This window comes from Spirochaeta cellobiosiphila DSM 17781, from assembly GCF_000426705.1.
In the GTDB taxonomy this organism is placed as follows: Bacteria; Spirochaetota; Spirochaetia; order DSM-17781; family DSM-17781; genus Spirochaeta_E; species Spirochaeta_E cellobiosiphila.
The window spans coordinates 151,139-177,495 of the sequence record NZ_KE384558.1; the positions used below are offsets into that span (position 1 = coordinate 151,139).

Below are 26,357 nucleotides of genomic sequence, written 5' to 3' on the forward strand. Positions count from 1 at the left end.
TTGCACCCTTAGAGGATTCTACTATGCTTTAAGGGTGCAGTATAAAAAAAATCTTCCCTATTATCCATTATTGGTAATTCTTCTACTCATTATTCTAGGTCTTGTGGGACTGGCTTATTATTTTGTATGGGATTATAGGAATCGTCAGATTGAACTAATAGCTCATCAGAATATTGATGCATTGCAAGGGGAGTACCAAGCTACCATCAATGCCTACGGTCTCCAGTTTAAGTCTCTTGTGAGCACAACCTTCAACAATAATCCCCTTATAGAATCATGGTTTCAGGAAGAGCCTAATATTTTTGATGAATCCCATTACAGAGAAGGATTAAGTCCTATAATGGGATTATTGAAAAATAATGGCTTAACTAATATTGCTTTTGCTTCCACAAAAGATAAAGCAAGGGTGTTGTGGTTGAGCGATTCCCCCTATGATAGTCCCTATTCCGTGTGGAGTGGGGTACCTTCAAATCCTAAAGATTTATCTTATACGATTAATGGTTATACTGGTAATTTCTATTTTTACCTCAACCTTGATAACTACGGTCCTGATAGTTTAGCCATTCCCATCATTTCATCTATAGCTATGACTGAAGCTTTGGAGTACTTTTATGGAGGACGATATAGTGTTTACTTAAAACAGGGCGCCCGTCTTATTGATGGAAGTAAACTCGAACTAGCTCATATGCCCCCCCATAGTAACATTCCCGTGACTGTTTATAAACAGATCATTAAAGAGTATTTTGATAATTATGATAACATGAATTCAACTGAGCTCCCTGAATGGACTACTATGTCATGGGGGGATCACTACTTTAGTATTACGGCTATTCCTTTGATAAATGGTATGGATTCTTCGGTAGGTTATCTTATTGAAACTAAGGAGGCTCATGAATATTCAAGTTTAATCAACACCTATTACGATCGCCTTCGTTATTTATCCTACAGCTTGTTAGTCTTAATCTGTCTTTTCCTTCTTATCTCCTATTTGATAAGAAAGTTAATTCACTCATCCCGTCAGGTGAACTTCCTTTTAAATAAGCAGAAAATGTTTTTGACCTCTGTTAGTCATGAATTAAGAGCTCCCTTACAAGGCATTAAAGGTCTGGCTGAACTGATTATGGATGAAAAGAGTCTTACTCAGAATCAGGCCTATGGAACATTGATTAAGAATTCGACAGAACAATTACTATTGATCGTGAATGATATATTGGATATTGCCAAATTTGATAAACAAGGGGTTAGTGTTGTTAAAAGCAAGATTATTCTCTATGATTTTTTTGAAGATTTTGCGACCTTTGTAAAACCTCAATTTGACAAAAAAGAGCTCTTCTGTGAATGGATCATCGACAAAGAAGTTCCCAGAGAAATTCAGTGTGATCCTTTACGATTACATCAAATCATCACAAACCTAGTAGTCAATGCCCTCAAGTTCACTTCCCAAGGAGGTGTTACTTTGTCTTTGTTGCTTACCGAACGGCAAAACAATACTTATCTACTATTACAGGTTATGGACTCTGGTTGTGGTATCAAAAAGGAGGATATTAAGCGAATCTTTATTGATTTTGAACAGGTTGCTGATCATCCTACCTGGGATATTAACTCACGAGGAACCGGATTAGGACTATCAATTGTTAATACCATAGTCAAAGCTATGGGAGGCAAAATAGAAGTTTCCAGTCAATGGGGGAAGGGAAGTACCTTTTCCATACTCATTCCTTTTGATTCTGTGAAGGATGATCATCCAGAAAAAGAAAAGCAAAAGGAAGAGGTACCGTCTTTTGATGGGAAATGTGTTTTTTATGCAGATGATGATGAGATCAATAGAGCCTATATGCAGGAATATCTGTCCCGTTTGGGAATTCAGGTTTTTACTGCTCACAGTGGATATGAATTGGTTCGCTTACGACAACAGCAAAAGGTGGATCTTATCATTAGCGATATCCATATGCCTCAATTAAGTGGTCAAGAAGCTTCCCGAAGGATTAGGCAATGGGAATTTATGGCTGAAGCAGAGAGGATTCCCATCATTGCTGTCACCGGTGATATCTCTTACATTGATCATCCAAAGCTCTCTGACATGGTCATTGATGAATTTCTCCTTAAACCTTTCAATTCAGAAGATATCATACTGATCCTCAATAAATATTTATTGGATAAGGATGATAGCTTTCCTTCTAAAGACTCTGAACCTACAAAGAACTGGGACTCCATTCAAGAAGAGTTATCTTATTGTAAGTATCTATCTCTAGAATATTTAAAAAAACAGTTCTCCAGTTCTGATACCTTTTCTATTTATCTGGATTTGATTAAAATATTTTTAAACGAAACCTCCCCGCGAATAGCTAAGTTCCTCAGTAATGGTAAAAAGTATGCTTCTAATGAAATTGTTGAAGAAGCCCACCATTTAAAGGGGAGCTGTCACTTGATAGGCTTAACCAAACTAGCAGAAGAATGGCAAAAATGGGAACATAATCCTGAAATTATCCTTGATAATAAGGTAATAAAAAAATGTCGTCGTATGTATAAATCCTCATTAAAAGAGATAAAGGATCTCTACCATTTGCTCAAGAAAATGTAATTAATTTGGGTTATATTTGACTTCGCTGCTACTAATTCTTATTATCCCCAGCAATACTTTATAAAGGAATATTATTAATATGTTGAAATCGTTTAAGAAAACAAACTTTGCTCTGTTGAGTATTATTTTAATACTAACTCTGGGTTCCTGTTCTTCACTAGGAACTCCCCAAAAGGTTAATTTGGCTTTAGACCTTGAGGCAGGTCAAGACTATCAATTAACAAGTCATGTCAAAAATGATTATACCCAATCTTTGCAGGGGATTCCAATTTCTTTTACTAATGAGATAAAAATGGTCAATACTTATCATGTCTCAGAAGTTGATAGTGATGGCAATATGAAGATTGATGTACGTTATGATGCCTTTGATTATACGATGGATTTTGATTATCCAGATGTTACGGCAGAGGACAATGCCAGTCTTGATGAAGAGATTTACAGAAATTTAAGAAACGCATCAGATTCAGTCAAGAAACTGAATTTCGGTTTAACCATTAACCCCAAAGGAGAAATCCTCCAATTTGATGGTTTAAAAGAGGCCATACAGCATATTATTAACTTACAGGAAAGTGTTGATAGTGAAGCGACGACTATTGGTATCGAACAGATCATGAGTGAAGATATATTTAGCGATTCCTGGAACCAGACATTTGATTATATCCCTGCAGAACCGGTAGGTGTGGGGGATTCTTGGAACAGCAATCTGAGTATAACTGATCAGATTAGTATGACTGTGGCCTATACCTATACTGTGACAGACATAAGTAGTAAAACCGTCACCCTTGCCTACACAGGACAGATCCTAAGTGGAGGGATAGGTAATAATGCTTTGCTAAATCTAGATGTAGAGGGAGTGGATGCTCAAATCGATATTGAGGGAAACATTGAAGGAACCATGGAAGTTGATAGATCAACTGGGTGGATCAATAGACAAGATTCAACAGTTCACGTAGGTGGCTCTATAGATGTAACTGCTTATGGATTAACAATTAACATGCCCATTGATATGAATATTATTGCTTCAGTAGACTAATACCATTTCTCAAAGGATAGCTGTCCTCTAGTACAGAGAGAAAGACAGCCTATAACAGATCTATTGAGGCTTAAAATTAAAGCAATTATAATTATGTTTGTAACGACAATCTATTCTCAAGAAACAAAAAGCTTGAAGATTAGAATGTAGATAGTACAACTGTAATTAAGTTTGTTGTACCTAGTAGGAGTTAGATACCTTTATATTGGTCTATGGGAACTATTGATATGAATACTAGTAATTCTGGATTAATCATAAAGCAATATCAATCACTTGGTAGTGCTCCAGGCAGCTTTGAAATGGATAATAGATTTTATACCTTTCAGATGAATGAGAATTTTGGAACAAAATTTGATATGCAGGCCACTGGGGGAACTCAGATATGGTAGCTAAAAGAGCGTGGTCAAGGGCATAAAGTTTATTATTATACAGCTTTTTTCTCTGTTTCTTTAGTTCATCCAGTGTCATGTTTTCTACAATAATAGATGGCTCTATGGCTTCTGAAAATCATCAAGGTATTTATGTTTTATGATGTTGCAATTATGGCTTTTCCGATCACTGCCGTAGTGTCAACAATCATGTATTTTGTTACCAAACCAAAAGCTAAATTAATCTCTACAACTATGGAATAGCTTAAGTATCTAACTGTGAAGAATGCTCTTTACAGTTAGATACATAAAACATATCCTATCTTTTTTTTCAATATAACAGTGATATCTCCTATCTTTCCTTAGATAAACTAGACGTTGACCTTCCAAAAACATTACATTCTATGGGCGATATATAAGGGAGCGGAGGAACAGATGAGCATCTGGGTTAGCTGGAATGAAAATATAAAACATGAATATAATAATCTCTATCATCCGAAGACAATGGAGGAGATCGCCGATATTGTTAAGAATTCACGTAAGGTCAAAGTGATCGGTACAGGTAGAAGTTCTTCTGATATCGTAGGTGGAGAAGATACCTTGATTTCTTTAGATCAGTACAAGGAAGTGGTGAACTTTGATAAAGAAAAGGGACTCATAACTGTACAATCAGGGATAATGTTATCAGATCTTATTCCCTTGATAGAAAAAGAAGGATGGTGTCTACCCTGTCTGCCAGATATTGATGTGATTACCCTGGGGGGAGCTATTGCAACGGGAACTCATGGTACTGGAAAAGACGGTTATATCTTATCCCAGTATATGATTGGGTGTCACATGATCAAGGCAAATGGTCAGATTGAAGAAGTAAAGGATGAAGACTTACTAGAAGCCCTTAGGGTATCAGTTGGTGTCTTAGGGATAATGGGAGAAATAACTCTCCAATTGACTGCTTTATATGACTTAGTGGTTACAGAAGCTCCTATGAAAGATAAGGTTTGGTTGTCCAAATGGCAGACTTGGGTAAGAGAATATGACTTTCTCAGAATCCTTTATTTACCCCATGTTGGTTATAGTTATGTTATGCGTGGTAATAAGGATATTACTAATATCAGCGTTAAAACCAAAACAGGACCTTGGTATTATAGGTATAGAAGAGAATTATCAAGGAAACTCTATAATAAAGCTTTGAAGAAACCGTCTTTTACTGTTTTTGCCAATAAGCTCATTGCTTTTTTGTTTTTTAGAAGCAAGCAAGTCAAGAAGGGAAGCCTCTATGAGGCAACAGTAACGAAATCGAGAGGCTCTACCTTGGAATTGGCCGAATGGACCATCCCATTTAGTCGTTTTGATGGTGCCTTTAAGGAGATTCAAGAAGCTTTATCAGATAAAAAAAATGCTAAGGCTTTTGCCCATATACCTATGGACGTACGCTTTATTAATAAGGATAATAACTGGCTTTCCTATGCTTATGGGGAAGACACCGTTACGATTGGATGTGTAACACGTCAAGCCGCCCATGCTGATGAGTATAAAGCCTTCGAGGTTGTAGAGGATATTTTCCTCAGACATGGTGCCAGGCCTCATTGGGCCAAAAGATTTAAAGCGGGAAAGCAGGAATTAGCCGGGCTTTATCCTAAATGGAATGACTTTGTCAATTTGCGTAGGCAGTACGATAAAGAAGGTAAATTCCTGAATCAATATTTAGAAAGGATATTTTTATGAGGATTGAACCAGATATTAAATTGGGATTTAAAGATGTAATGATTCGACCTAAACGATCTACTTTATCCAGTCGATCACAGGTGAGTTTGGATAGAAACTATGTCCTTCGTAGTTCAGGCATTAAATGGGAAGGGATTCCTGTTATTGCTGCAAATATGGACACTGTTGGTACTTTTACTATGGCAGAATCACTTGCGGAAGAAGGTTTAGTTACGGCTATCCATAAACATTACAGTATAGAAGAATGGAAACTGTTCCTCAAAGATAGGGAGGATAAGTTTTTTGATCATATAATGGTTTCTACAGGAACCTCAGAAAAGGATCATCAGAAGCTGAAAGATATACTAGGCATTGATGATAGAATTAAGTTTATTTGTATTGATGTAGCTAACGGTTATTCAGAAGCTTTTGTATCCTTTGTAGAAACAGTACGTCATGAATATCCCAAAAAAGGTATTATTGCAGGGAATGTGGTCACTGGTGAAATGGTTGAAGAACTTCTTTTAGCAGGGGCTGATATCATTAAAGTTGGTATTGGACCTGGTTCTGTTTGTACTACAAGGGTCAAAACAGGTGTTGGCTATCCTCAGATATCGGCTATCATTGAGTGTGCAGATGCCGCCCATGGTTTGGGTGGACAGATCATTGCAGATGGTGGCTGTACTCGTCCCGGTGATGTGGCTAAAGCTTTTGGTGCCGGTGCTGACTTTGTTATGCTTGGGGGCATGTTTGCTGGACATGCAGAAACGGGGGGCCAGATTCTGGACAAAGAAGACGGGACTAAGGTTATGTTGTTTTACGGAATGAGTTCTGATACAGCCATGGAGAAACACTCTGGAGGTGTGGCCTCCTATAGAGCAAGTGAAGGTAAGACCGTAGAAATCCCCTTCCGTGGTAGTGTGATCAATACTATCCAGGACATTCTTGGTGGTGTACGTTCTGCCTGTACCTATGTGGGAGCTTCACGACTAAAAGAACTGACAAAGCGAACCACTTTTATCCGTGTCCAGGAACAGGAAAATCAATTATTCCGCTAATACTTATTGATTGACACATGATATCCTCGTGATATAATGTACGCGCGTACATTGAGGAGGATATCATGACGTCGCAAAAACTTATAGAATCCATAGAACAGGGGCAATTTGACGACTGTTTTAGAGATCTTTATGGAAAAAAACTAGAATCCAACAAAAAAAGATATATTGATCTATTAACTTGGGAGTCAGATATTTTTCATTCCTCACAGGTTCACCTATTCAGTAGTCCTGGACGTACAGAACTTGGTGGAAATCATACCGATCATAATCATGGTGTTGTTTTGGCTGGTAGTGTTCAACTTGATACCATTGGTGCCTTTTCAAAAAGAGATGATTTAAAAGTCATTGTTCATTCAGAAGGGTATGATAAGGTCATTGAAGTGGATCTGTCTGATCTTACTTTAGTAAAACCAATAGAGAATACAGAATCCCTTATCCTGGGGGTTGCGAAATATTTTATTGACCATGGAAAGGAGATCTGTGGATTCGAAGGTTGTGTTTCCAGTAATGTCCTTCGTGGATCTGGCCTGAGTTCCTCTGCTGCTTTTGAAGTTCTCATTGCCTATGCCATTGATCAATTAGCTAATAATGCTGATTCTGGTCCTGTTTTTTATGCCTTAGCTGCCAAGTATGCAGAGAATGTCTATTTTGGAAAGCCCTGTGGGCTGATGGATCAGTTGGCCTGTGCTCATGGGGGAATCATCTCTATTGACTTTTGTGAGCCTACTGAACCTATTATTGAGCCTGTAGATTATAACTTTAGCCAGCATTCCTATACTTTAGCTGTTCTGAATACGGGAGGTAGTCATGCTGATTTAACGGATGACTATGGAAGTATTCCTTTTGAGATGGGAAATGTAGCAAAACATTTTGAGCATTCAGTACTTGCAGGTATTAGTAAAGAAGAATTGATCCGGGATATTCCTAAATTAAGAGAAGAATGGGGGGATAGACCAGTCCTTCGTGCCCTTCACTTCGTTGATGAGACTTTACGGGCCCGGAAGATGGCTAACGTTCTTCTCGACAATAATTTAGAAGAATACTTAAATTTAGTACGTGATTCTGGGGATTCCTCTTTTATGATGCTGCAGAATGTTATTCCTGCTGGTTCGGCAGAGGAGCAACCTATGGCCTTCGCCTTGGGCGTTTGTCAAAGTTTATGGAAGAGTGAACTTATCTATCGTGTTCATGGTGGGGGATTTGCTGGTACTATTCAGCTTTATATTCCCGATCAGATTAAGGTAGAAGTGACAAAAACCCTTTCTGCTATATTTGGAGAAGATGCTCTTACTGATCTTCACATTCGTTCCAAGGGCTATTACAAGCTAGCCTAATGTTCCTCCCCAGATAATCTGAGGTTCAATTAATTGAGGAGTGTTCAGGATTTCAGTCTCTCCTCTTAGTTGTTTGATCAGGTGCAAGCTTGCTTCCTTGTATACCTGTTCCAATCCAATATCAATACTAGTTAAGGTTGTCGGAAATAGATTGGTGAAGGGAAGGTTGTCATAGCCTATTAGCCCAATATCTGTGGGTATTGTGTATCCTTGAATTAACAATTCTTGATAAAAACCCATCGCTGTCAAATCGTTAACTGCAGCAATTGCTTCTATTTTATCAGCTTTAAGCTGTGTACATAATTCTTGTGCTCTTTGACGTCCCCCCTGATAGCCTATCATTCCTTCATCAATAATGAGTGTTCCTTTATAGCTATCTTGCAAACCCGCTAAGCGTTGTCTATGCGGGGACAGCTCTTTTAAACGGCCTGTGGCATAAAAGACTTTTTTATACCCCTTGATGTTAAGAGCCTGACCAACGAGATATCCACCCTTGTAATTATCTGTACAGAATAGATTACTTCCATCAAAGTCCTGGAGGTGATGACCGGCACAATAGGGTTTGTCCATATAGCCGTTTAATTGATAGGGTGTATCTATGTCATAAAGTAAAATACCTTCGTAGTCTCTTAATTGATGTATCTGGTCTAGATTATCTGCCAAAGTCAAAGTGTAGAGACTGTTTTGAAGTACTTGGTTTACCGTAGTTAAAACATGAGAGTACAAAGAGGAATAATAGTCACTATTCTGCTTATCGTAAGTGTATAATTTCCGTCCATCTACAAAGAGTATACGACCTGTTCCTTTACGGGCTAGGGCAGAGGCAAATTTGTTTGGTTCATAGCCTAGTTCTTTTGCCGCCTTTAATACGGCCTGTCTTTTATCAAGACTTACTCTTGAGGGGTTGTTATAAACGCGGGATACGGTAGCACTGCTTACTCCGGCTCTTTTAGCGACAGCATCCCTATCTACTTTCGTTATCATTATAAGAGTCATTATATCAGCTTAAGATCAGAGGAGGAAGAAAGTATTAGGTAGATGGCACATTATCTAGGGAAGGCCAATCTCTCCTTTCTTGATTTGATGGGTTTATATAAATATCCCAAAGAGAGGATACAGGTTGATCCTCTCTTTGGGATGTAGCAGGGGGAGACATGTAACTAGTGATCTTTAGTTTTTAAAACTTATGAAGATCAAATAGGGGGTAATCCCTTTCATTATCTCTTGTATCTAAATGATACCCTATAGATTGGCTGATCTTCTGAATCTTCCTTATAAAGGGCAATTGCTTCTTTGCCTAACTCCAATGGATGTCATCAATAAATCAACATAATCCTTTAGCCAAGGGCATCTGCTTTGTGCTGCAGCTCAAGTATCTTTCTGGAGAAGTGTTTTTGAACCGCCCTATTTTCAATCATCCCAACAGGATGCTTTTCTTCATCTAAGACAGGAGCCGATTCCACAAGATTATGCTTCATAGCTTCCAGTACTTCCGGTAAAGGATTGTCTTTACCACAGGCATAGCTGACCGGTTCCATTAAGTCGTGTGCCAATATCATATCTGTTAATTCCTGGGCAATGAAAGCGTTTTTGATTCCTTCAATAGATAGAACACCAGTTAATTGATTGTCCTTGTTAACAACAGGGAAGTATAAGCTCTCAGACTCACTAATCTTAGCTAACACCTTGGTTATAGGTGTGTTATCTCTTATAAGGATAGGTGCCTTATCAATGACGTCTAAGGCCTTACTTTTTACTATCAAATCATTCTCTGTAATATTAAGACCGTTTTCACCAGCTTTGATAACTGCGTATTTAATAAAGACAGGTCCTATCAACTGAACGACAAATGTGGAAGCTGTTACTATAGTGATAATTGTTGAACCTACAGAACCTGAAAACTTTTGTCCTGCAATGATAGATAGTCCTATTGCTACACCTGATTGGCTAAATAAGCAGAAGGATAGATATTTACGTACTGTTGTTGGTGCTTTTGATAGAAAACCTCCAAACCAAGCACCGAACATTTTTCCTCCACTACGTCCCAGTAGATAGGCTAGTAATAAGAAAATGATAGTAAAAGGTATTGTACTTAAATCAAGTTTGGCTCCTACGAATACGAAGAAGAGTACGTAGACAGGAGGTGCCAGCTTTTCCATCAAACTAAAGATGTCCTTACTTCTCTTAGGGGCAATGTTACAAATCATAATACCCATAAACATGGCTGCCAAAATAGTATCAAAATCAAGGGCTGTGGCTAAACCTAATACTAAGAGGATACCTCCCACTGTGAAGGTCAGGGTTCGTTCTTCATCATGACTATTCTTAAGCAATTTTGCCAATAGGTATCCAGCTGCTAATCCCAGGATCACCGCACCACCGATTTCATATACAAGCTTAAGTAATTCAAAGTAGAAGGGTCTTTGTTCTCCGCCACCTACCAAGACACTGGCAAAGCTTGATACGATTGCAAATAAGAAAAGCGCCAGGATATCATCCAAGGCAATTATCCCTAATAGCGTACTAGTTAGTGGTCCCCGTGTTTTAAGCTCCCATAATACGTCCGTTGTCCCAGCCGCAGCCGTTGCAGAACTGATAGAACCTAGTAATAGACCTAAAGCCGTAGCGATTTTGATATCATGGAACATTAAGTAAGAAACGCTAAATACTAGTAATCCCGCAGCAAAGAAGGCCCCTAAGGCTTCCAAAAATAGAATAATGGTGAATTGTTTACCATATTTCTGAATGGTTTCTTTCTTAAGCTCCCCTCCAATAATAAAACCTATAAGACCTAGGGCAAAGGAGTTAAAGGGAGAGAAGGTGGATAAGGTATCTGTAGATATGATCTTGGCTCCTGTGGTCCCGATGATCAGTCCTATGATGATATATCCTACTACTTGGGGGATTTTTATTTTCTGAAAAAGCCTTCCTCCGATTGTTCCTCCGAAGATAGCTAAACCAAGTAATAATAATGTGTTAAAATGTAAGAAATCAGGCATTGTTTGCCTCCCTAAGAAGAGTTAAGGCTTCACTTGGGGTTGATGAATTTAATAGTTTGTTTCTTAGTTCCTCTGATTTTAAAAGAGAAACGATTTGGGATAGGAGACGAACATGTCTTTTGTGTTCTCCTTCCCTTACAAGTATCATAAAAACAATTTTGACTACAGATTGATCAAGGGATTCATAATCAGCTATACCCTCTGGCTGTATTCCTATGAAAATAGCAGGTTCTTTTAGATCTGCATAACGAACATGGGGGATACCCAATCCTAATCCAATACCTGTGCTCATTAGTTCTTCTCTGTAGTTTAACTGTTGAACTAAATCATCCAGATTCTTAATAAGATTGTTTGATAATGCTAGAGATGCTAATTCGGAGATAACACTAGCTTTGTTAGTTCCCTTAAGCTGAACTACATAGTTTTCCTTCACGTGGTTCAAAAATTCCAATTCCTTCTCCTTATTAAATAAAAATCTCAGCCTCTTTTTCCAAGAATAGACCAATTAAATCATTTTTGGATTTTATCTGATCAACAGCTTCAAGAAAACCTTCTGTTCCCGCAATTCGTACCAGTTGTGACATAACTTTTACATGAACAGGGTCAGAAGAACTGGCTATAACCATAAATAGTTTGGTTTTATTTCCATCAATGGCGTTAAAGTCTATTCCTTCACGACAGTATCCTATTCCTACTCCGCTATGAACAATGGGAGGACGACCTGTATTACGGGGGTGGGGGACTGCTATTCCATTGCCTACTCCAGTTGACATCATCTTTTCACGTTCTGTTAACTGCCTGTGGAATAGTTCCCAATCATCAATAATCCCGGCACTTTCCATCGCTTTGGTGATGGTCATTAGGGCTGTCTCTGCTTTCCCGGGTACTAAATCCATAACCACTGAATCAGGATTAAGCAGACGACCAATTGATATAACTTCCCGTTGAGCCTGTAAGGTGTCTAGATAGGTTTGCTGAGGGACAACACGCATTTGTGTTAGAAGCCAATCATCGATCATATCTTGAAGAAACCGCCATTGACCGCCAATCTTGGCACAGGGAATGGCATTCTCTCCAATCATACGATGAATCGTTTTTTCAGATACTTTTAAATATTGGGCTACCTCAGAAAGGGTTAAAATTTCATGTTTCATCAGTGTTTAACTCATCTATTATAATTGTACATGTATTATTATCAAAAGACATTGTGCCTTGACTAATGCTTATCTGGCCATTTTTGCCTTTTGATGTTGAAAACTCAATGGTTGATCCCGGAGATAAGATGGCCAGACAGTTTTCATGTCCTGCCTTGATTCCCAGGGATCCCTCTATTGTCATCAGGGTACAGAATAACACCTGCCCCTTATGATATATTTTTTTATCAGATAAAATTTTAAGGGTAAAACTATCCATGATTACAGCTTCCCTGCTTTCCTTCGGGCATCTTCTACGGTTCCCACCATATAAAAAGCTTGTTCAGGCAGGTCGTCGTGCTTGCCGTCGAGGATTTCTTCAAAGGACCGAATTGTGTCTTCAAGGGGAACAAAAACACCCTTCATTCCTGTAAAGTGCTCAGCCACACTAAAGGGCTGGGAGAGAAACTTTTGTATTTTACGAGCTCTCTCTACGGTCTGCCGATCATCTTCAGATAATTCATCCATTCCCATGATTGCGATAATGTCCTGGAGATTTTTATAGACCTGAAGGATTTCCTGAACTCTTCGTGCTACAGAATAATGTCTCTTACCTACGACATCTGGTGAAAGCATCCGGGAGGAGGATGCCAGGGGATCTACGGCTGGATAGATCCCTATCTCTACAATGGACCGACTCAAGTTCGTTGTTGCATCTAAGTGAGAAAATGTTGTAGCCGGAGCCGGATCGGTATAATCATCAGCAGGTACATATACGGCTTGTACTGATGTGATAGAACCATTCTTGGTAGAGGTAATTCTTTCTTGTAATTCACCGAGCTCAGAAGCGAGTGTTGGTTGGTAGCCAACGGCAGAAGGTATTCTTCCTAATAACGCTGAAACTTCAGCGCCTGCCTGAACAAATCTAAATATATTATCAACAAAAAGGAGAACGTCCTTTTGTTGTTCTTCACGAAAGTATTCAGCCACACTCAAGGCTGATAAAGCTACCCGGGCTCTTGCTCCAGGTGGTTCATTCATTTGACCAAAGACAAGTGAGGTACGGTCAAGTACTCCTGATTCCTGCATTTCCCCATATAGCTGGGTTCCTTCACGGGTTCTCTCACCTACACCGCAGAATACAGAATATCCACCATGAACTTTGGCTATGTTATTAATTAGTTCCATAATAAGAACAGTCTTTCCTACACCGGCACCACCAAACAATCCAATTTTACCACCTTTCATGTAGGGTGCGAGGAGGTCAATGACTTTGATACCAGTATGGAGAATCTCATCTGACGTGCTTAATTGATCAAACGCAGGTGCATGTCTATGAATGGGATAACGAACCTTACTATCGACGATACCTTTTGCATCTACAGGATCACCAGTTACATTTAGTATCCTTCCTAAGGTCGCATCCCCTACAGGAACAGTAATCTGTTCTCCCGTATCCTGTACCTCCAGGCCTCTACTTAATCCTTCTGAGGAATCCATAGCAATAGCCCTTACTGTGTTGTCTCCGATATGTTGAACCACTTCCAGGACCAGGTTATTTTTTTTATCAGAAATAGAGGCGTTGGTTGTCTTCAATGCAGTATAGATGGGAGGTATGTTCTCATCTCCATAACGAACATCAACAACGGGGCCTAATATTTGTACTATCTTTCCTGTTCTTACTGTTTCACTCATTTTCTATCCCTTTAAGGCTTCCTTTCCGGAAACAATTTCAATCAATTCATTGGTAATCGCCGCTTGTCGAGCGTGATTTTCCAAATTGGTATATTTATTAATTAGATCTTCAGAGTTGTTTGTGGCATTCTCCATGGCTGTTAAGCGAGAAGAATGTTCACTTAAATATGAATTAAGCATGAAGGCTTTTAATTTATCATACAGATAAGAGGGGGCAAAACTGTCTAGTATTATACTCTCTTCGGGTTCAAAATCTGAAAAAGTTGTCCCAGACCAATCACTATTGGAAACAAGAGGTAATAATTGCTCTTTTTTTGTGTCCTGTTGTAATGTTGATTCAAATATATTGCCTAGTATAATAATCTGCTGAACCTCTCCCTTCATATATTGTTGGTAAAGATCGTGAGCAATCGTCTTAAGTTGATCCTTTGTTAGGTCCTTTTCAGTCATTTTAGCTTCATGAATTACATTGTACCCATGCCTATGACAGTGTTGTATGGCTTTATTACCAAAACAACTTATATGAAGATCTATCTTCTGTTCCTTTAGTTTTTTGGCAAAGGCATCAAAGTTTTTGATGATGCTGTTATTATGATTTCCACAAAGTCCTTTATCAGCCGTATAGAGGATTAGGTGTATGGTCTTAACCTCTTCATAACCTTCCGTGAGAATATGATTGACATGGGATGTCCCTGCCAGGATTTTGTCACACATCTTATCCACTTCTCCATGGAATTCTTTTACCGCATCAGCTATGGCCATATATTTTCGCAGCTTAATAGAAGATATCATGTTCATAGCTCGCGTGACTTTTTGCATATTTCTAAGGGAAGTTATTTTTCTTCCCAAATCTCTAAAGGCTGCCATAATTATTCCTGTTCCTTTTCCTGCTTGATCTGAAGAATTAAGTCCTTAAGATCACTTAGCTTTTTAGACTCCATCCAAGACCTTTGATAAGTAGGGTCTTGAACAATTCGTGCTAATGTGGAGAGGACCACTAAGTGGAAGTGCCGTTGATCCATAGATCCCATTAAAACAAAAATAGAGTGGACAGACTCCCTATCATTAGTAAAGCTTATTCCCTTTTTGGATCTTACAATAAGCATCTTAAAGGTATCTTCTTCTTCCACTACAATATGGGGAATCGCAAAGAAAGGCGTAAGTGCAGTAGTACTCGATTTTTCTCTTTCCATAAGTTTATCAAAGATCAGTTCTTTATTTATGGATTTTGTCTGTAGTTTCTTTGCCGCCACTTTTAAGAGGGCTTCCATTGACTTAGACTTATCGTAATCTATAATCTCACAATCCTGAATCAATCTATCAAATCTATCTGATTCTTTATTGTCCTTATTCGTAATGATGTCTTCGATCTCTGTTTCTAAGTTTGGTGAGGATAATTCCTGAGCCGTAAGTCTTTCGACTAACTTAAACATATCCTTACTGATACGGGACGTCCTTTGACTCATAGCCATTGATAGATTCAATGTATAGCCAGAATCAATATCATGCTGCATAGCATCTGGCCGGAATATTTCTTCGAACTGATCAAAAAGCTTTTCAGATTCTTCTTTCAACTCATCATCAAAGGCCTTCTTTTCTCTTAACTTAGCCATGAATTGGGGACCTTCCTTTTCAAGGAAAGTGAATAATTCTTCTTGATAACTAAGTACTTTAGCTGTGGGATATTTATCTAAGCGCCCTGTGACTCCTGCTTGTATAATCATAATCTGATTGAATACTTCCACAGGAGAATATTGGTGTTGTTTCAATAATTCTGTTAGTCGTTCTCCTCTCGCTAGTTGGCTCTTTGTGGCATTGTCCAAGTCTGATGAAAATTGCATAAAAGCAGCGAGCTCTCGGAACTGGGCCAGGTCTATCCTTAAGGATCCTGCGGTTTGTTTCATTGCCTTTAATTGGGCATCCCCTCCAACCCGGGAAACGGATATCCCTACATTGATGGCTGGTCGCAAACCAGAATTGAATAAACTAGACTCAAGGAATATCTGACCGTCTGTAATGGATATGATATTAGTAGGAATATAGGCTGATACATCCCCTTCCTGTGTTTCTACTATAGGCAGGGAGGTTAAAGAGCCTCCACCACGTTCTTCACTCATTTTTGCCGCTCTTTCCAGGAGTCGGGAGTGTAGATAGAAGATATCTCCAGGATAGGCTTCTCTTCCCGGGGACCGTCTCATTAGAAGAGATATTTCTCTATAAGCCTGGGAATGTTTTGTTAAATCATCATAAATGACCAAAGCGTGACGTCCTGAGTTCCTAAAGTACTCTGCCATTGCTGTAGCTGAATAAGGGGCTAAATACTGAAGGGCCGCAGGATCAGAAGCCGTAGCTGCTACTACAGTTGTGAATTCAAGAACCCCCTGTTTTCTTAATGTTTCCATGAGGTTTACAACAGAAGATCTTTTTTGACCAATAGCAACGTAAAAACAATAGACTTGATTAGCAGGATCCAATTGATTCTTTTGATTGATGATAGTATCTATGGCTATAGTTGTTTTACCTGTCCGTCTATCACCAATAATGAGTTCCCTTTGTCCTCTTCCAATGGGAACCATAGAATCAATAGATTTTAGACCTGTTTGTAAGGGCTCTATAACATTCTGTCTATCAATGATCCCTGGTCCTTTTACTTCAACCCGATTGTAACCTGACTCTTTAATAGGCCCTTTTCCGTCAATTGGATTTCCTAGAGGATCAACAACTCTGCCTAATAACGCTTCTCCAACAGGAACTTTTGCTACTTCCTTTGTTCTTCTTACCAGACAACCTTCGGTGACCTTTTCATAGTCTGAAAAGAGTATAACTCCAACCGTTTCCTCTTCCAGGTTCATAACCATTCCCTGAACAAGTTCACCGGAGGGTGTCTCTATTTCAACGAGTTCTCCAGATAAAATATGATCGAGTCCCCATACCTGGGCAATTCCATCTCCCGCTTGGATAACCCGTCCCATTTCAAACTCAATTTGCTTTTGGGGTAAGTTCTCAATTTTCTTTTTTAAGATATCCAGTATTTCGGATGCTTTCATATCATTTGCCATAATTTACCTACTTAGTTGGACTTTTAAGGCTTTTAAACGGCCTTTAAGTGAATGATCAATCATTCTGTTATTCCAGATGATGCGTACCCCGCCGATGATACTTGGTTGTAAACTTTCTTTAAGTAGCACGTCACCTTGTACTTTGTTCTTCATAGTATTAAGAATCTGTTTTTTCGTTTCTTCATCTAAGGGTGATGCACTTTCTACTGTAACTTCGGTGATATTCCTTTCCATAAGATCAATATCCCGATAGGCTTTGGGTAATAGGGGGAGTGCAGACAATCGCTTATTGTCTTTCAGTAGTTTTATCGTATTAGCCGTTAATTCATGAACATAAGGAATAAACACGGTATCCAGCACTTTTTTATCGCTTAAAGAATAGTTTTTTGTATTATGAAAGAATTCATGTAATTCCTCTGAACTTCCTACTATTTCTTCTATATAGTCCATGTCTTGTTGTATGTTTTCTAACACACCCTGTTTGGCTGCGACTTCATATAAGGCTTGAGCATAGCGCTGAATTCGTTCTATTCCTTTCATAGTTGTTTGACCAAATCCTTTGTCCACTGACGTTCTTTATCAGATATAAAGGTTGAGGCTACCACCTTTTCTGAAGTATTACATATAAGATCAGATAAATCGTCTTGAAGATCGGAAATCATTTTTTCCCTTTCAAGTTTCGCTCTTTCATGACCTTCCTGAATAATGGCTGAAGCTTCTGCTTCTGCCTTTTTAGCCAGTTCTTGTTTTAGCTTTTCTGCATCTTGACGAGTGTTAAGCAAGATCTTGTCTGCTTCTTCGTTCGCCTTCTTTATTATTTCATCTCTTTCAGATTCAATCTCTCCCAGTCTCTTCTCAATCTGCGCTGTTTTATCAACTGCTGATGAGATGTATTGTTCCCTTTTGTTGAGGTTATCCAACACAACAGGAAGAGCAAACTTACTCATAATAAAGAATAGAATGGCAAAACTAATCCAAGTCCATATGGCCAATCCCGGTTCTAAAGCAAATAAATCCATAGAACACCCTTATCCCATAAAGATAACGAGTAAGGCTATGATAGCACCAAAGAAAGCTAACCCTTCAACCAATGCTGCTACAAGGAACATGTTTGTTCTGATGTCTTTCTTTTCCTGTGGTTGTCGGGCTATAGCTTCAAGAGCCTTACTTCCTACCAAACCAATACCGATTCCACCACCACCGATGGCTAATCCAGCTCCAATAACAGCAATTGCCTTAGCTAATAATGTTAAATCCATTTAATTTCCTCCCTAATAAACAATTTGTCTTAGTGCTCACTCGCCATTGCGATAAAAATGCAGCTAAGCAAAGTAAAAACAAAGGCTTGAAGCACCGCTATCAAGACCTCAAGTGTATATGTAAAGACCGCAAAGGGTACGGATATAAACCCAAAGAATGGGTTAATAACAAAGATCAAAACAAGAAAGGACAGTATAGCCATATGTCCGGCAAACATATTGGCAAATAACCGAAGTCCTAAAACTAATGATCTGGTAAAAATACTGATAAACTCTAAGACAGCGACAAAGATCCCTACGGCAAAAGGAGACCCTTCCGGATACAGATTGGTAAAAAACTTTTTAATACCCAAATGTCTTATTCCATCAATAAAAGTAATGAAGAGGATAGGAATAGCCATCATCATTGCCACATTAATATTCCCTGTCGCTGTTTTGAAGGCTGGTATCAATCCCAGGATATTTAAGATCAAGAGGTAAACGAATAAGGTGATGAAAAAGGGTAACCATTTCTTTCCCTTTTCTTCTCCCATAATTGGATATACCATATCATCCCTAACAAAGAGCACCAGGTATTCCATAGTCAGTGTTAACTTCTTAGGTTTCATATCGTTTTTTTTAGCAAGTAGAAGAAAGAACAGGGAAGCCAGGAAGACTCCAATAATCAGCATCAGTTGATGCACAGACAGGTTATTTGGTAGGTGAATGGTAGGTAGAAAGGGGAATATATCCCATTCATGACCATCCAAGATATGTTTGAATAAGGTCTCTGAGACACCTTCACCTTGTTCCTGAGCGAATAGAGAAGACCCCATTAGCATCATCAAGAACAGCAAAGGAAGTTTATGATATCCTTTAAGTTTAGCTATCATTTGATTCCTCACCTATTTAAGTTACTAAAACTTTAGTTTTTTGGCATACCTAAGTCAATGAAAAAGAATTGTTTGTCCAGTAATGGGTGAAAATGGCTACAATAGAAGTTAATGTACAGATATTTCCTAGATTGAACACTTCATAATTTATTGCCTATTGTATCAGAGTTGTCATACCATATACTATGCATATCTAATGAATTTTAATATTTGACTCTTCTAGTTGTTGAGTTAAGAAGTGAGTGAAGCACATGGCAAAGTCCAATTCATATCAACAGCCTTATCTATCAGATCCTGAAGAAGTAATGGAAGAAATTTATTTTAAAGTCCCTCCTAAGAAAGAAAAAGGGGAGTCCTTTCAAGAGTGGTCTGGATATCAGCCCGATTGTACTTTAGAAGATCCTCATGAATGTCAATTTGTTCCCTTGCAGACGGCTAATATAAAAACAAATAAATTGTATAAGGATATTGAGCATGAAGGTGACAGATGGGCTCGTTTAGCCTGTGAAGTAGCTTTAGAATCTGTTAAAAATTCTGGTGGTCCTTTTGGTGCGGCAATTTTGCAGGTTGATGAAGAGACCAATCGTATCATTCGCTATTGGACTAATCACAATCAGGTTACCCGTACCTATGATCCCTCAGCTCATGCCGAAGTGATGACTATCCGAAGTGCCTGTCACTCTTTAGGCGTCTTTGATTTAGGTCATATTGACAAAAAAGAATCCCAACTGGAACAACCTGGTGCGCTCTCTTATTGTGTGATTTATTCTAGTTGTGAACCCTGTCCTATGTGCTATTCTGCTGTTTCCTGGGCACGAATTCCTGTTCTATGTTTTGCTGCTACCCGATTTGATGCTGCTGTACAGGGGGTCAATTTTTCAGACGAAGAATTGTATAACGAATTAGAACAGTCCTACATAGAAAGGGAACGTACATGCTGCCAATGCACTACTGATAACTCTCTTGATGCCTTTAACTTATGGAAAAGAACCGCAAAAGTTCCTTATTAGAACCTTGGATACAGACCTGGTATGTAACAATATTGTAGATAATTTCGTTATATGTGATGTATAATGGGTAAAGTAACACAATAAAAAATGAAAGCTTAAGGGTGATCAAATGAATATAGCTATATTTACGGATGCATTCTATCCTCAGATAAATGGGGTTGTCACTTCGACTATGAGTCTTGCTGAGAATATGATTGCTCGAGGGCATGTAGTGTATATCGTTGCCCCTTTATTTAAGCTCAAAGATGAATTTTGTCATCCTGATATTAAAGTCATTCGTCTACCTTCTTTACCAGCCTCTTTTTATGATGACTTTCGATGGACGACAGTCTTTAGTTATTCTACATACCGCAAATTAAGGAAGAATAAAGTAGATATAGTTCATTTTATGACTCCCATTTTTGTTTCCTATCTAGGGATAAAAATTGGTAGAATGTTAAAGGTTCCTGTTATTGGGACTTATCATACCTTCATTGGTGATCCCACTTATTTTAAACATTTATTTCATGGGCCTATTCGTATAGATGAGCATGTTGCTTGGGATTATGCCAATCTCTATTACAATGCGGCTGACTATGTTACAGCACCTACTGAAAAAGCTGTACAAATTATTAAGGACCATGGTTGTACACCCCCTTCTATGGCTATATCAAATGGTATTGATTTGTCTATCTTTGATAATTCAAAATCTGAAGAATTCAAAAAAAAGTATAATCTGGGAAGCCATGTCATACTTTATGTTGGCAGGGTAGCCTATGAAAAGAATATATCAGAATTAATAAAAGCCCTTGTCCTCCTTAAAAGTGAAGTCCCTGATGCTCAACTTTTGATTATTGGAGATGGTCCGCAACGGGAAGATTTCCAAGTTGAAGCTAAAGGCTTGTGTCCTGATGATTCTATTATATTTACAGGGGCTATACCTCATGATGATTTAGTAAAGAGTGGTGTTTTTCGATGCTGTCAATGTTTTGCTACAGCTTCAAAAACGGAAACACAGGGTATTACCATTCTTGAAGCTCAGGCTAATGGCCTTGTACCTGTTTGTGCTGCGGCAGGTGGCTTGATTGACTTAATAGATAATGGTGTTAATGGCTTTTTATGCGATCCTGATGACCCGGAAGAAATGGCCGATAGACTTGTTGATATTTTATTGGAACGTGTTGATGTAAAACTAATGAGTCAAAAGACTTATGATTCTACAAAAGAGCATCATATGGATCATGTTATTGATATTTGGGAAGAGTTGTATACAGATCTTATCACCCGCAATCACGAAGGAACCTTACCGAAGAAAGATTATCTCCATCTCAAATCCATTGTCAAAATTATTGGACATTTTCAGGTGGATCTTAAATACATTTATAATAAATATGTGAAGTGGGGCTTAAATAAGAGTAAAATAGGAAAGGAGTAACCCTTTCCTATCTCCTTCATTAAATTTTAAAATCCATACTGAATGAGATTTTTTATATCTTCATCACTAGGTGTTCTTTCCACAAACGCCCAACTTTCCCTAATCAATAGGGTGGCGATTCCCTGTATTCGGGAGATAAGAAATAAAGGTGTCAACTCACAGGGGATAAATTCATTTAAAGTTCCTGTTTCTTTTATTTTACTGAACAATGGCTTGTACAGTACATAGGATCTCAGGGTTTCTTGCAGGTTCTCATGTTCACTTTCAAGTAGGTGCTCTCTCTTTTGAGTGTCCTGAAAGAGAGCATATAGGACTTCTGGATTAGCTAGGAAAAATTTAATGTAGTATACAGCAATGTGAAGCAACTGTTCCCGATTATCCATATCATTCAGTAACATTTGTTCCAATTCTGTGTGTAAGTCCTCTATGGCTATTGTTACAATAGCTGTAATCAAGTCTTCTTTGCTTTGAAAATGTTTGTACACGGCCATGGGAGTTACCCCAATAAGGTACGCTAATTGTCGTAGGGAAAAATTCTCTACAGATGTTTGACGTAGCAAATTACGTCCTTCCCTTATAAGGGTATTAGACAAGTCACCATGATGGTATTTTTTCTTTTTCATACTATTCCCAATCTATAAGTAAAAGTTTCTATAGTTCACGTTCTTTGATTTTTGATAGTATTTAAATGGAATTTATTAAAATCAAGGCTATCCCATATCATTTGAGATAGCCCCACATTTTTAGTTAGCAGGTTGAGGCTTATCCATTCCTTCACGAAGTTGTGCTAAACGTGAATCAAGATCAGTTAATTTGCCTTCAATTTCACTTAACCTTGTTTGTGTTGTTGAGATTTCCTCTTGAAGACTAGTTATAGTCTCATTGTTCTGACTAATTAACATATTACGTCTATTATTATCTGCATCAATTGATGCCATTTCTTCTTTGTCTTTTGCTACCTGAGCTGTGAGAGATTTTTTTTCATTGCGAAGTAACCATCTTACACTAAGTAATTCAGATCTGGATTTCTCCATATCAGCTAAAGCACCTTTATCTGGTGTCTGCTCCATGATATCAAGAAGTTCCTTGTTAATGGATTCTGCATAGGCTAAAGAATCCTCTATCTCAGAAAGTCGTGACTCACTGGATGATATTCTACTCTCCAATTCTGTTTTACGGTTATTATTTTTATCAATGTAATACTGATGATTATCATTTGTTACCTTCAGCTGGTCTATTTGTGCCTGGGTATTACTGATATCCACTGTATCGGTTGACTGAGCAAAGCTTAGGGAAGCTACAAAACCAATGATTCCTAATATGAGGACAAGATTTCTCATCTTAGATTTACTCCTGTATTTTATGTTGAGTTCAGGATAACAAGATTACTATGGATTCGTAAATAGGTCGACCGTTTCTTTAGCACATGTGGTCATATATTTCTATGTTTTTTTCTGTACCTATTAAAAAAGTCCTGTAATTCTTCCTTTTTCGTCTATATCAATCAATTCTGCTGATGGAACTTTGGGGAGTCCCGGCATTGTCATGATATTCCCAGCTTTGACCACAATAAATCCAGCTCCTGTAGATGGTGTTATCTCGGTAACTTTTAAAGTAAAATGTGATGGTCTCCCTAATAGGCTAGGATCATCAGATATAGAGTTTTGTGTTTTTGCCATACAAATGGGGAGTTGCCCCCAGGCATTCTTTTCTATAGTCTTTATTTGGTTTAAAGCTTGATTGGTATAAGATACGTCTTCAGCTCCATATATTTCTTTGGCAATTTTTTCAATCTTGTCTCTAACGGACATGTCTAAGGGGTAGAGATAGGTAAAGTTATTCTCCTGCTCTTCCATCGCTTTCAAAACTTCCAGGGCCAAATCTTTGCCCCCATCACCACCCCGTTCCCAAACATGGGTAGCCGCACAGGGAACGCCTAATTCGTCACAGGTTTGTTTTATCAGGGCATATTCCGCTTCAGAGGTTTGTGACATTTTATTCACGGAAACCACTAATGGCACTTTGAAGCTCCGCAAGTTTTCAATATGTTTAACCATATTTTCTAACCCTTTTTTTAACGCTTCCACATCAGGTTCTCCTAAGGATTCTTTCCTTTTACCTCCATGCATTTTTAATGCAACAGCTGTTGTTACAAGAACCACACAATCTGGCTTAAGATCCGCTATACGGCATTTTATGTTAAAGAACTTTTCTGCACCCAGGTCAGCTCCAAAACCTGCTTCTGTTACCACATAGTCCCCGTATTTTAAGGCTGTCTTCGTGGCAATAATACTATTGCAGCCGTGGGCAATATTGGCAAAGGGGCCTCCATGAATAACAGCAGGAGTATGTTCCAGGGTCTGAACAAGATTAGGCTTGATGGCTTCCTTCAATAAGGCTGTCATAGCTCCATGAACCTTAAGTTGTTTAGCAAAAACAGGTTGTCTGTCATAAGTGTAACCAATAAGAATATTACCAATTCTTGTTTTTAGATCGATCAAATCGGAAGCTAGGCAAACAATGGCCATTACTTCAGAAGCTACGGTAATCATAAATCCGTCTTCTCTGGGGATACCGTTTGCGGGGCCTCCCAGCCCCACAATAATATTCCTTAATGCACGGTCATTCATATCTACAGCTCTTTTCCATGTAAGCCTTGTAGGATCAATACCTAATTCGTTTCCGAATTTAATATGATTGTCTATGGTAGCTGATAGTAAGTTATGGGCACTTCCTATCGCATGAATATCTCCGTTGAAATGAAGGTTTATTTCTTCCATGGGAAGGACTTGGGCATAACCACCTCCGGCAGCTCCTCCTTTGATTCCAAATACAGGCCCAAGAGAGGGCTCTCTTAATGCAATGACGCATTGTTTTCCCAGTTGATTCAGCCCCATTCCCAGACCAACAGACACTGTTGATTTCCCTTCTCCTGCTGGTGTTGGGGTGATGGCTGTTGTTAAAATGAGTTTTCCCTTCTTGTGAGAATCAAAATCTTTAATAGCCTCTAAATTTATTTTACCCCGGTACTTACCATAATTTTCCAGATATTCTTCTGGAAGATTCATGTGAGAAGCGATATCGTTAATAACTTCCATTTTTGTTGATTGGGCTATTTCTATATCCGATTTTACCGTCCCCATTATTGTTTGGCTCCTTTTCTATGTACTATTGTTCCTGAGGCTTGACAATTTGGCATGACTGTAAGCTCGGTGATTTGAACATGAGTAGGGCGTGTTAGCACAAATTCTACCGTATCAGCTATGTCTTGGGCATAGAGAGGTTCTATATCTTTATAGACATTATCTGCTTTATCCTTGTCTCCTTTGAATCTAACAACAGAGAACTCTGTTTCTACAAGCCCTGGTCGTATATTACAAACCCTTAAAGGGGTGTCTACCGTATCAATTCTAAGTCCGTCTGACAGAAACCCAACTGCTGACTTGGTTCCACAATAAACGGCTCCTCCGGGATAAGCCTGAATACCTGCTGTAGAACCTATATTAATAACCTGTGGATAGGAGGAGGATTGAAGCATGAAAGGAACAAAGTATCTGGTCATATACAAAAGACCCTTAACATTGGTATCGATCATTTGTTCCCAGTCATCAATATTACCTTCCTGGAGTTTATCTGTTCCCCTAGCTAAACCGGCGTTATTAACGAGTATATCCAGACTTTGCTTGGAATCTATGATCTGCTTTGCTATTCCTTCCACTTCATCCTTGTGTCTGATATCTGCTACATAAGTGTCTACATTAATAGAATACTTTTTCATGAGGGAGGCAGCTAATGTCTTGATTTTGTCTTCCCGACGAGCCATTAGTATAAGGTTGACTCCTGAAGCGGCTAATGTTTGGGCAATGCTTTCTCCAATGCCTGCACTAGCTCCTGTTATTAATGCTCGACAGCCTGTAAGCTCTCTTGTTTTTCCCATAGATATGTTCCTTAGTTTTGTATATGTGTTTATAAGACAAAGAGCCGGCAAAACCGGCTCATTTTATTAAAAATCAAAATTTTCAGGATCAGGACCTAATCTGAGTCCTTCCATTGATTTGAGTAATTTCAAATCTTCTGTAGACAACTCTTTATCAGGAATGACAAAGTTATCCCTGATTCTCTGGGGATTGGTGGATTTAACCAGAGCCACATTTCCTTGTTGCCATTGCCATAGAATGGCCAATTGAGCAACCGTCATGTCATTCTTAGCTGCTACTTCCTGAGCAATGGCACTTTGAAAAATTCGTCCCTGCATAAGAGGTCCCCATGATTCTATCTGGATGTTTCTGCTTTTACAGTATTCCTGTAATTGGTATTGGGGAAATTGAGGATGAAGTTCTACCTGATTTACCATAGGAACAATGTTAGTTGTTTTCAGCAATTCTTCCAATTGCAGGGGGGTAAAATTAGAGACCCCAATGCTTTTAATTCTACCTTCATTATACAGTTCTTCCATGGCCAGCCAAGTCTCTGGAGAAGCCTGTTTAGGCCAATGAATCAAATACAAGTCCAAGTAATCAGTACCCAAACGTTCCAGGGACTCTCGAAAGGCTTTCTTTGTGTGTTCATAGCCCTGATCTGTATTCCATACTTTACTGACTAAAAAGATATCTTCCCTGGGAACTCCAGATTCTCTTATACCTTGTCCTACGCCTTTTTCATTTTTATATAATGAGGCTGTATCAATGTGTCTGTACCCTGCTTCCAAGGCTACCCGGACGGCAGTGGTTGATTCCTTTCCGTCTTTAATCAGATAAGTTCCCAATCCTAAACGGGGGATCTTTACGCCATTTGCTAATGTGTAAGTATTGTCTCTCATAACCATAAAGGTAGGC

Annotated in this window: 25 protein-coding genes; 8 read left to right on the plus strand and 17 right to left on the minus strand. The window is 38.7% G+C overall.

Going from position 1 to position 26,357, the window contains the following annotated elements; genetic code table 11:
- The first annotated feature begins 34 nt into the window (after window positions 1-34).
- The 6 genes from K345_RS0117305 (at window position 35) to K345_RS0117330 (ending at window position 8,081) form a co-directional block, all read left to right on the plus strand.
- The gene (locus K345_RS0117305) at window positions 35-2,581 is read left to right on the plus strand and encodes a hybrid sensor histidine kinase/response regulator (protein WP_028975230.1); all 2,547 of its coding nucleotides are present in this window, start codon (window positions 35-37) and stop codon (window positions 2,579-2,581) included.
- A gap of 79 nt (window positions 2,582-2,660) precedes the next feature.
- Window positions 2,661-3,614, plus strand: a complete 954-nt coding sequence (locus K345_RS0117310; protein WP_028975231.1) for a DUF6263 family protein — start codon at window positions 2,661-2,663, stop codon at window positions 3,612-3,614.
- Between the two features lie 212 nt (window positions 3,615-3,826).
- On the plus strand, window positions 3,827-4,003 hold the full coding sequence (locus tag K345_RS23230; RefSeq protein ID WP_156888458.1) for a hypothetical protein: 177 nt from the start codon (window positions 3,827-3,829) through the stop codon (window positions 4,001-4,003).
- 414 nt (window positions 4,004-4,417) lie between these two features.
- The gene (locus K345_RS0117320; protein WP_037573047.1) at window positions 4,418-5,707 is read left to right on the plus strand and encodes a D-arabinono-1,4-lactone oxidase; all 1,290 of its coding nucleotides are present in this window, start codon (window positions 4,418-4,420) and stop codon (window positions 5,705-5,707) included.
- Window positions 5,704-6,744, plus strand: a complete 1,041-nt coding sequence (locus K345_RS0117325) for a GMP reductase (RefSeq protein WP_028975233.1) — start codon at window positions 5,704-5,706, stop codon at window positions 6,742-6,744. Before K345_RS0117320 ends, K345_RS0117325 begins: the two co-directional genes overlap by 4 nt.
- Before the next feature lie 65 nt (window positions 6,745-6,809).
- The gene (locus tag K345_RS0117330) at window positions 6,810-8,081 is read left to right on the plus strand and encodes a galactokinase (RefSeq protein ID WP_028975234.1); all 1,272 of its coding nucleotides are present in this window, start codon (window positions 6,810-6,812) and stop codon (window positions 8,079-8,081) included.
- Here the strand turns inward: K345_RS0117330 and K345_RS0117335 are convergent.
- From K345_RS0117335 to atpB, 12 genes are all read right to left on the minus strand, one after another.
- The gene (locus tag K345_RS0117335; protein WP_028975235.1) at window positions 8,073-9,065 is read right to left on the minus strand and encodes a LacI family DNA-binding transcriptional regulator; all 993 of its coding nucleotides are present in this window, start codon (window positions 9,063-9,065) and stop codon (window positions 8,073-8,075) included. The genes K345_RS0117330 and K345_RS0117335 overlap by 9 nt on opposite strands.
- A 353-nt stretch (window positions 9,066-9,418) precedes the next feature.
- On the minus strand, window positions 9,419-11,080 hold the full coding sequence (locus K345_RS0117345) for a cation:proton antiporter domain-containing protein (protein ID WP_028975236.1): 1,662 nt from the start codon (window positions 11,078-11,080) through the stop codon (window positions 9,419-9,421).
- Window positions 11,073-11,531 carry a PTS sugar transporter subunit IIA gene (locus K345_RS21700; RefSeq protein ID WP_053228440.1) on the minus strand — a complete coding sequence of 153 codons (459 nt, stop codon included), beginning with the start codon at window positions 11,529-11,531 and terminating at the stop codon, window positions 11,073-11,075. The genes K345_RS0117345 and K345_RS21700 overlap by 8 nt, the downstream gene beginning before the upstream one ends.
- Window positions 11,532-11,544: 13 nt before the next feature.
- Window positions 11,545-12,234, minus strand: a complete 690-nt coding sequence (locus K345_RS0117355; protein WP_028975237.1) for a PTS sugar transporter subunit IIA — start codon at window positions 12,232-12,234, stop codon at window positions 11,545-11,547.
- Complete coding sequence (locus tag K345_RS0117360; protein WP_028975238.1) at window positions 12,224-12,493, minus strand: F0F1 ATP synthase subunit delta/epsilon; 270 nt, start codon at window positions 12,491-12,493, stop codon at window positions 12,224-12,226. Before K345_RS0117360 ends, K345_RS0117355 begins: the two co-directional genes overlap by 11 nt.
- 2 nt (window positions 12,494-12,495) lie before the next feature.
- A complete protein-coding gene (gene atpD, locus K345_RS0117365) occupies window positions 12,496-13,908 on the minus strand; it encodes a F0F1 ATP synthase subunit beta (RefSeq protein ID WP_028975239.1) in 1,413 nt (470 codons plus the stop codon).
- Window positions 13,909-13,911: 3 nt separating this feature from the next.
- Window positions 13,912-14,775: an ATP synthase F1 subunit gamma gene (gene atpG / locus K345_RS0117370; RefSeq protein WP_028975240.1), complete on the minus strand. Its 864-nt coding sequence runs from the start codon at window positions 14,773-14,775 to the stop codon at window positions 13,912-13,914.
- A gap of 2 nt (window positions 14,776-14,777) precedes the next feature.
- On the minus strand, window positions 14,778-16,967 hold the full coding sequence (gene atpA / locus K345_RS21705) for a F0F1 ATP synthase subunit alpha (protein WP_083963847.1): 2,190 nt from the start codon (window positions 16,965-16,967) through the stop codon (window positions 14,778-14,780).
- Window positions 16,968-16,970: 3 nt separating this feature from the next.
- The gene (gene atpH, locus K345_RS0117380) at window positions 16,971-17,507 is read right to left on the minus strand and encodes an ATP synthase F1 subunit delta (protein ID WP_028975241.1); all 537 of its coding nucleotides are present in this window, start codon (window positions 17,505-17,507) and stop codon (window positions 16,971-16,973) included.
- Window positions 17,504-17,986 (minus strand): F0F1 ATP synthase subunit B, encoded by a 483-nt coding sequence (locus K345_RS0117385; protein ID WP_028975242.1) that lies wholly within the window; start codon window positions 17,984-17,986, stop codon window positions 17,504-17,506. The genes atpH and K345_RS0117385 overlap by 4 nt, the downstream gene beginning before the upstream one ends.
- Window positions 17,987-17,995: 9 nt before the next feature.
- On the minus strand, window positions 17,996-18,226 hold the full coding sequence (gene atpE, locus K345_RS0117390) for an ATP synthase F0 subunit C (RefSeq protein WP_028975243.1): 231 nt from the start codon (window positions 18,224-18,226) through the stop codon (window positions 17,996-17,998).
- Between the two features lie 29 nt (window positions 18,227-18,255).
- On the minus strand, window positions 18,256-19,098 hold the full coding sequence (gene atpB / locus K345_RS0117395) for a F0F1 ATP synthase subunit A (protein ID WP_028975244.1): 843 nt from the start codon (window positions 19,096-19,098) through the stop codon (window positions 18,256-18,258).
- 251 nt (window positions 19,099-19,349) lie between these two features.
- Here atpB and K345_RS21710 point away from each other — a divergent pair, with 251 nt between their 5' ends.
- Window positions 19,350-20,108, plus strand: a complete 759-nt coding sequence (locus K345_RS21710; protein WP_083963848.1) for a nucleoside deaminase — start codon at window positions 19,350-19,352, stop codon at window positions 20,106-20,108.
- A 109-nt stretch (window positions 20,109-20,217) separates the two neighbouring features.
- Complete coding sequence (locus K345_RS0117405; protein WP_028975245.1) at window positions 20,218-21,522, plus strand: glycosyltransferase; 1,305 nt, start codon at window positions 20,218-20,220, stop codon at window positions 21,520-21,522.
- A gap of 26 nt (window positions 21,523-21,548) precedes the next feature.
- On the opposite strand, the gene K345_RS22630 is transcribed toward K345_RS0117405, so the two are convergent.
- From K345_RS22630 to K345_RS0117430, 5 genes are all read right to left on the minus strand, one after another.
- A complete protein-coding gene (locus K345_RS22630; protein ID WP_053228441.1) occupies window positions 21,549-22,145 on the minus strand; it encodes a TetR/AcrR family transcriptional regulator in 597 nt (198 codons plus the stop codon).
- 120 nt (window positions 22,146-22,265) lie between these two features.
- Window positions 22,266-22,862 (minus strand): coiled-coil domain-containing protein, encoded by a 597-nt coding sequence (locus K345_RS0117415; protein WP_028975246.1) that lies wholly within the window; start codon window positions 22,860-22,862, stop codon window positions 22,266-22,268.
- Window positions 22,863-22,985: 123 nt separating this feature from the next.
- Window positions 22,986-24,665, minus strand: coding sequence for a formate--tetrahydrofolate ligase (locus K345_RS0117420; RefSeq protein ID WP_037573052.1), 1,680 nt, complete (start codon window positions 24,663-24,665; stop codon window positions 22,986-22,988).
- Window positions 24,665-25,459, minus strand: coding sequence for an SDR family NAD(P)-dependent oxidoreductase (locus K345_RS0117425; RefSeq protein WP_053228442.1), 795 nt, complete (start codon window positions 25,457-25,459; stop codon window positions 24,665-24,667). Before K345_RS0117425 ends, K345_RS0117420 begins: the two co-directional genes overlap by 1 nt.
- Before the next feature lie 66 nt (window positions 25,460-25,525).
- Window positions 25,526-26,341: an aldo/keto reductase gene (locus tag K345_RS0117430; RefSeq protein WP_028975249.1), complete on the minus strand. Its 816-nt coding sequence runs from the start codon at window positions 26,339-26,341 to the stop codon at window positions 25,526-25,528.
- Between the last annotated feature and the right edge of the window lie 16 nt (window positions 26,342-26,357).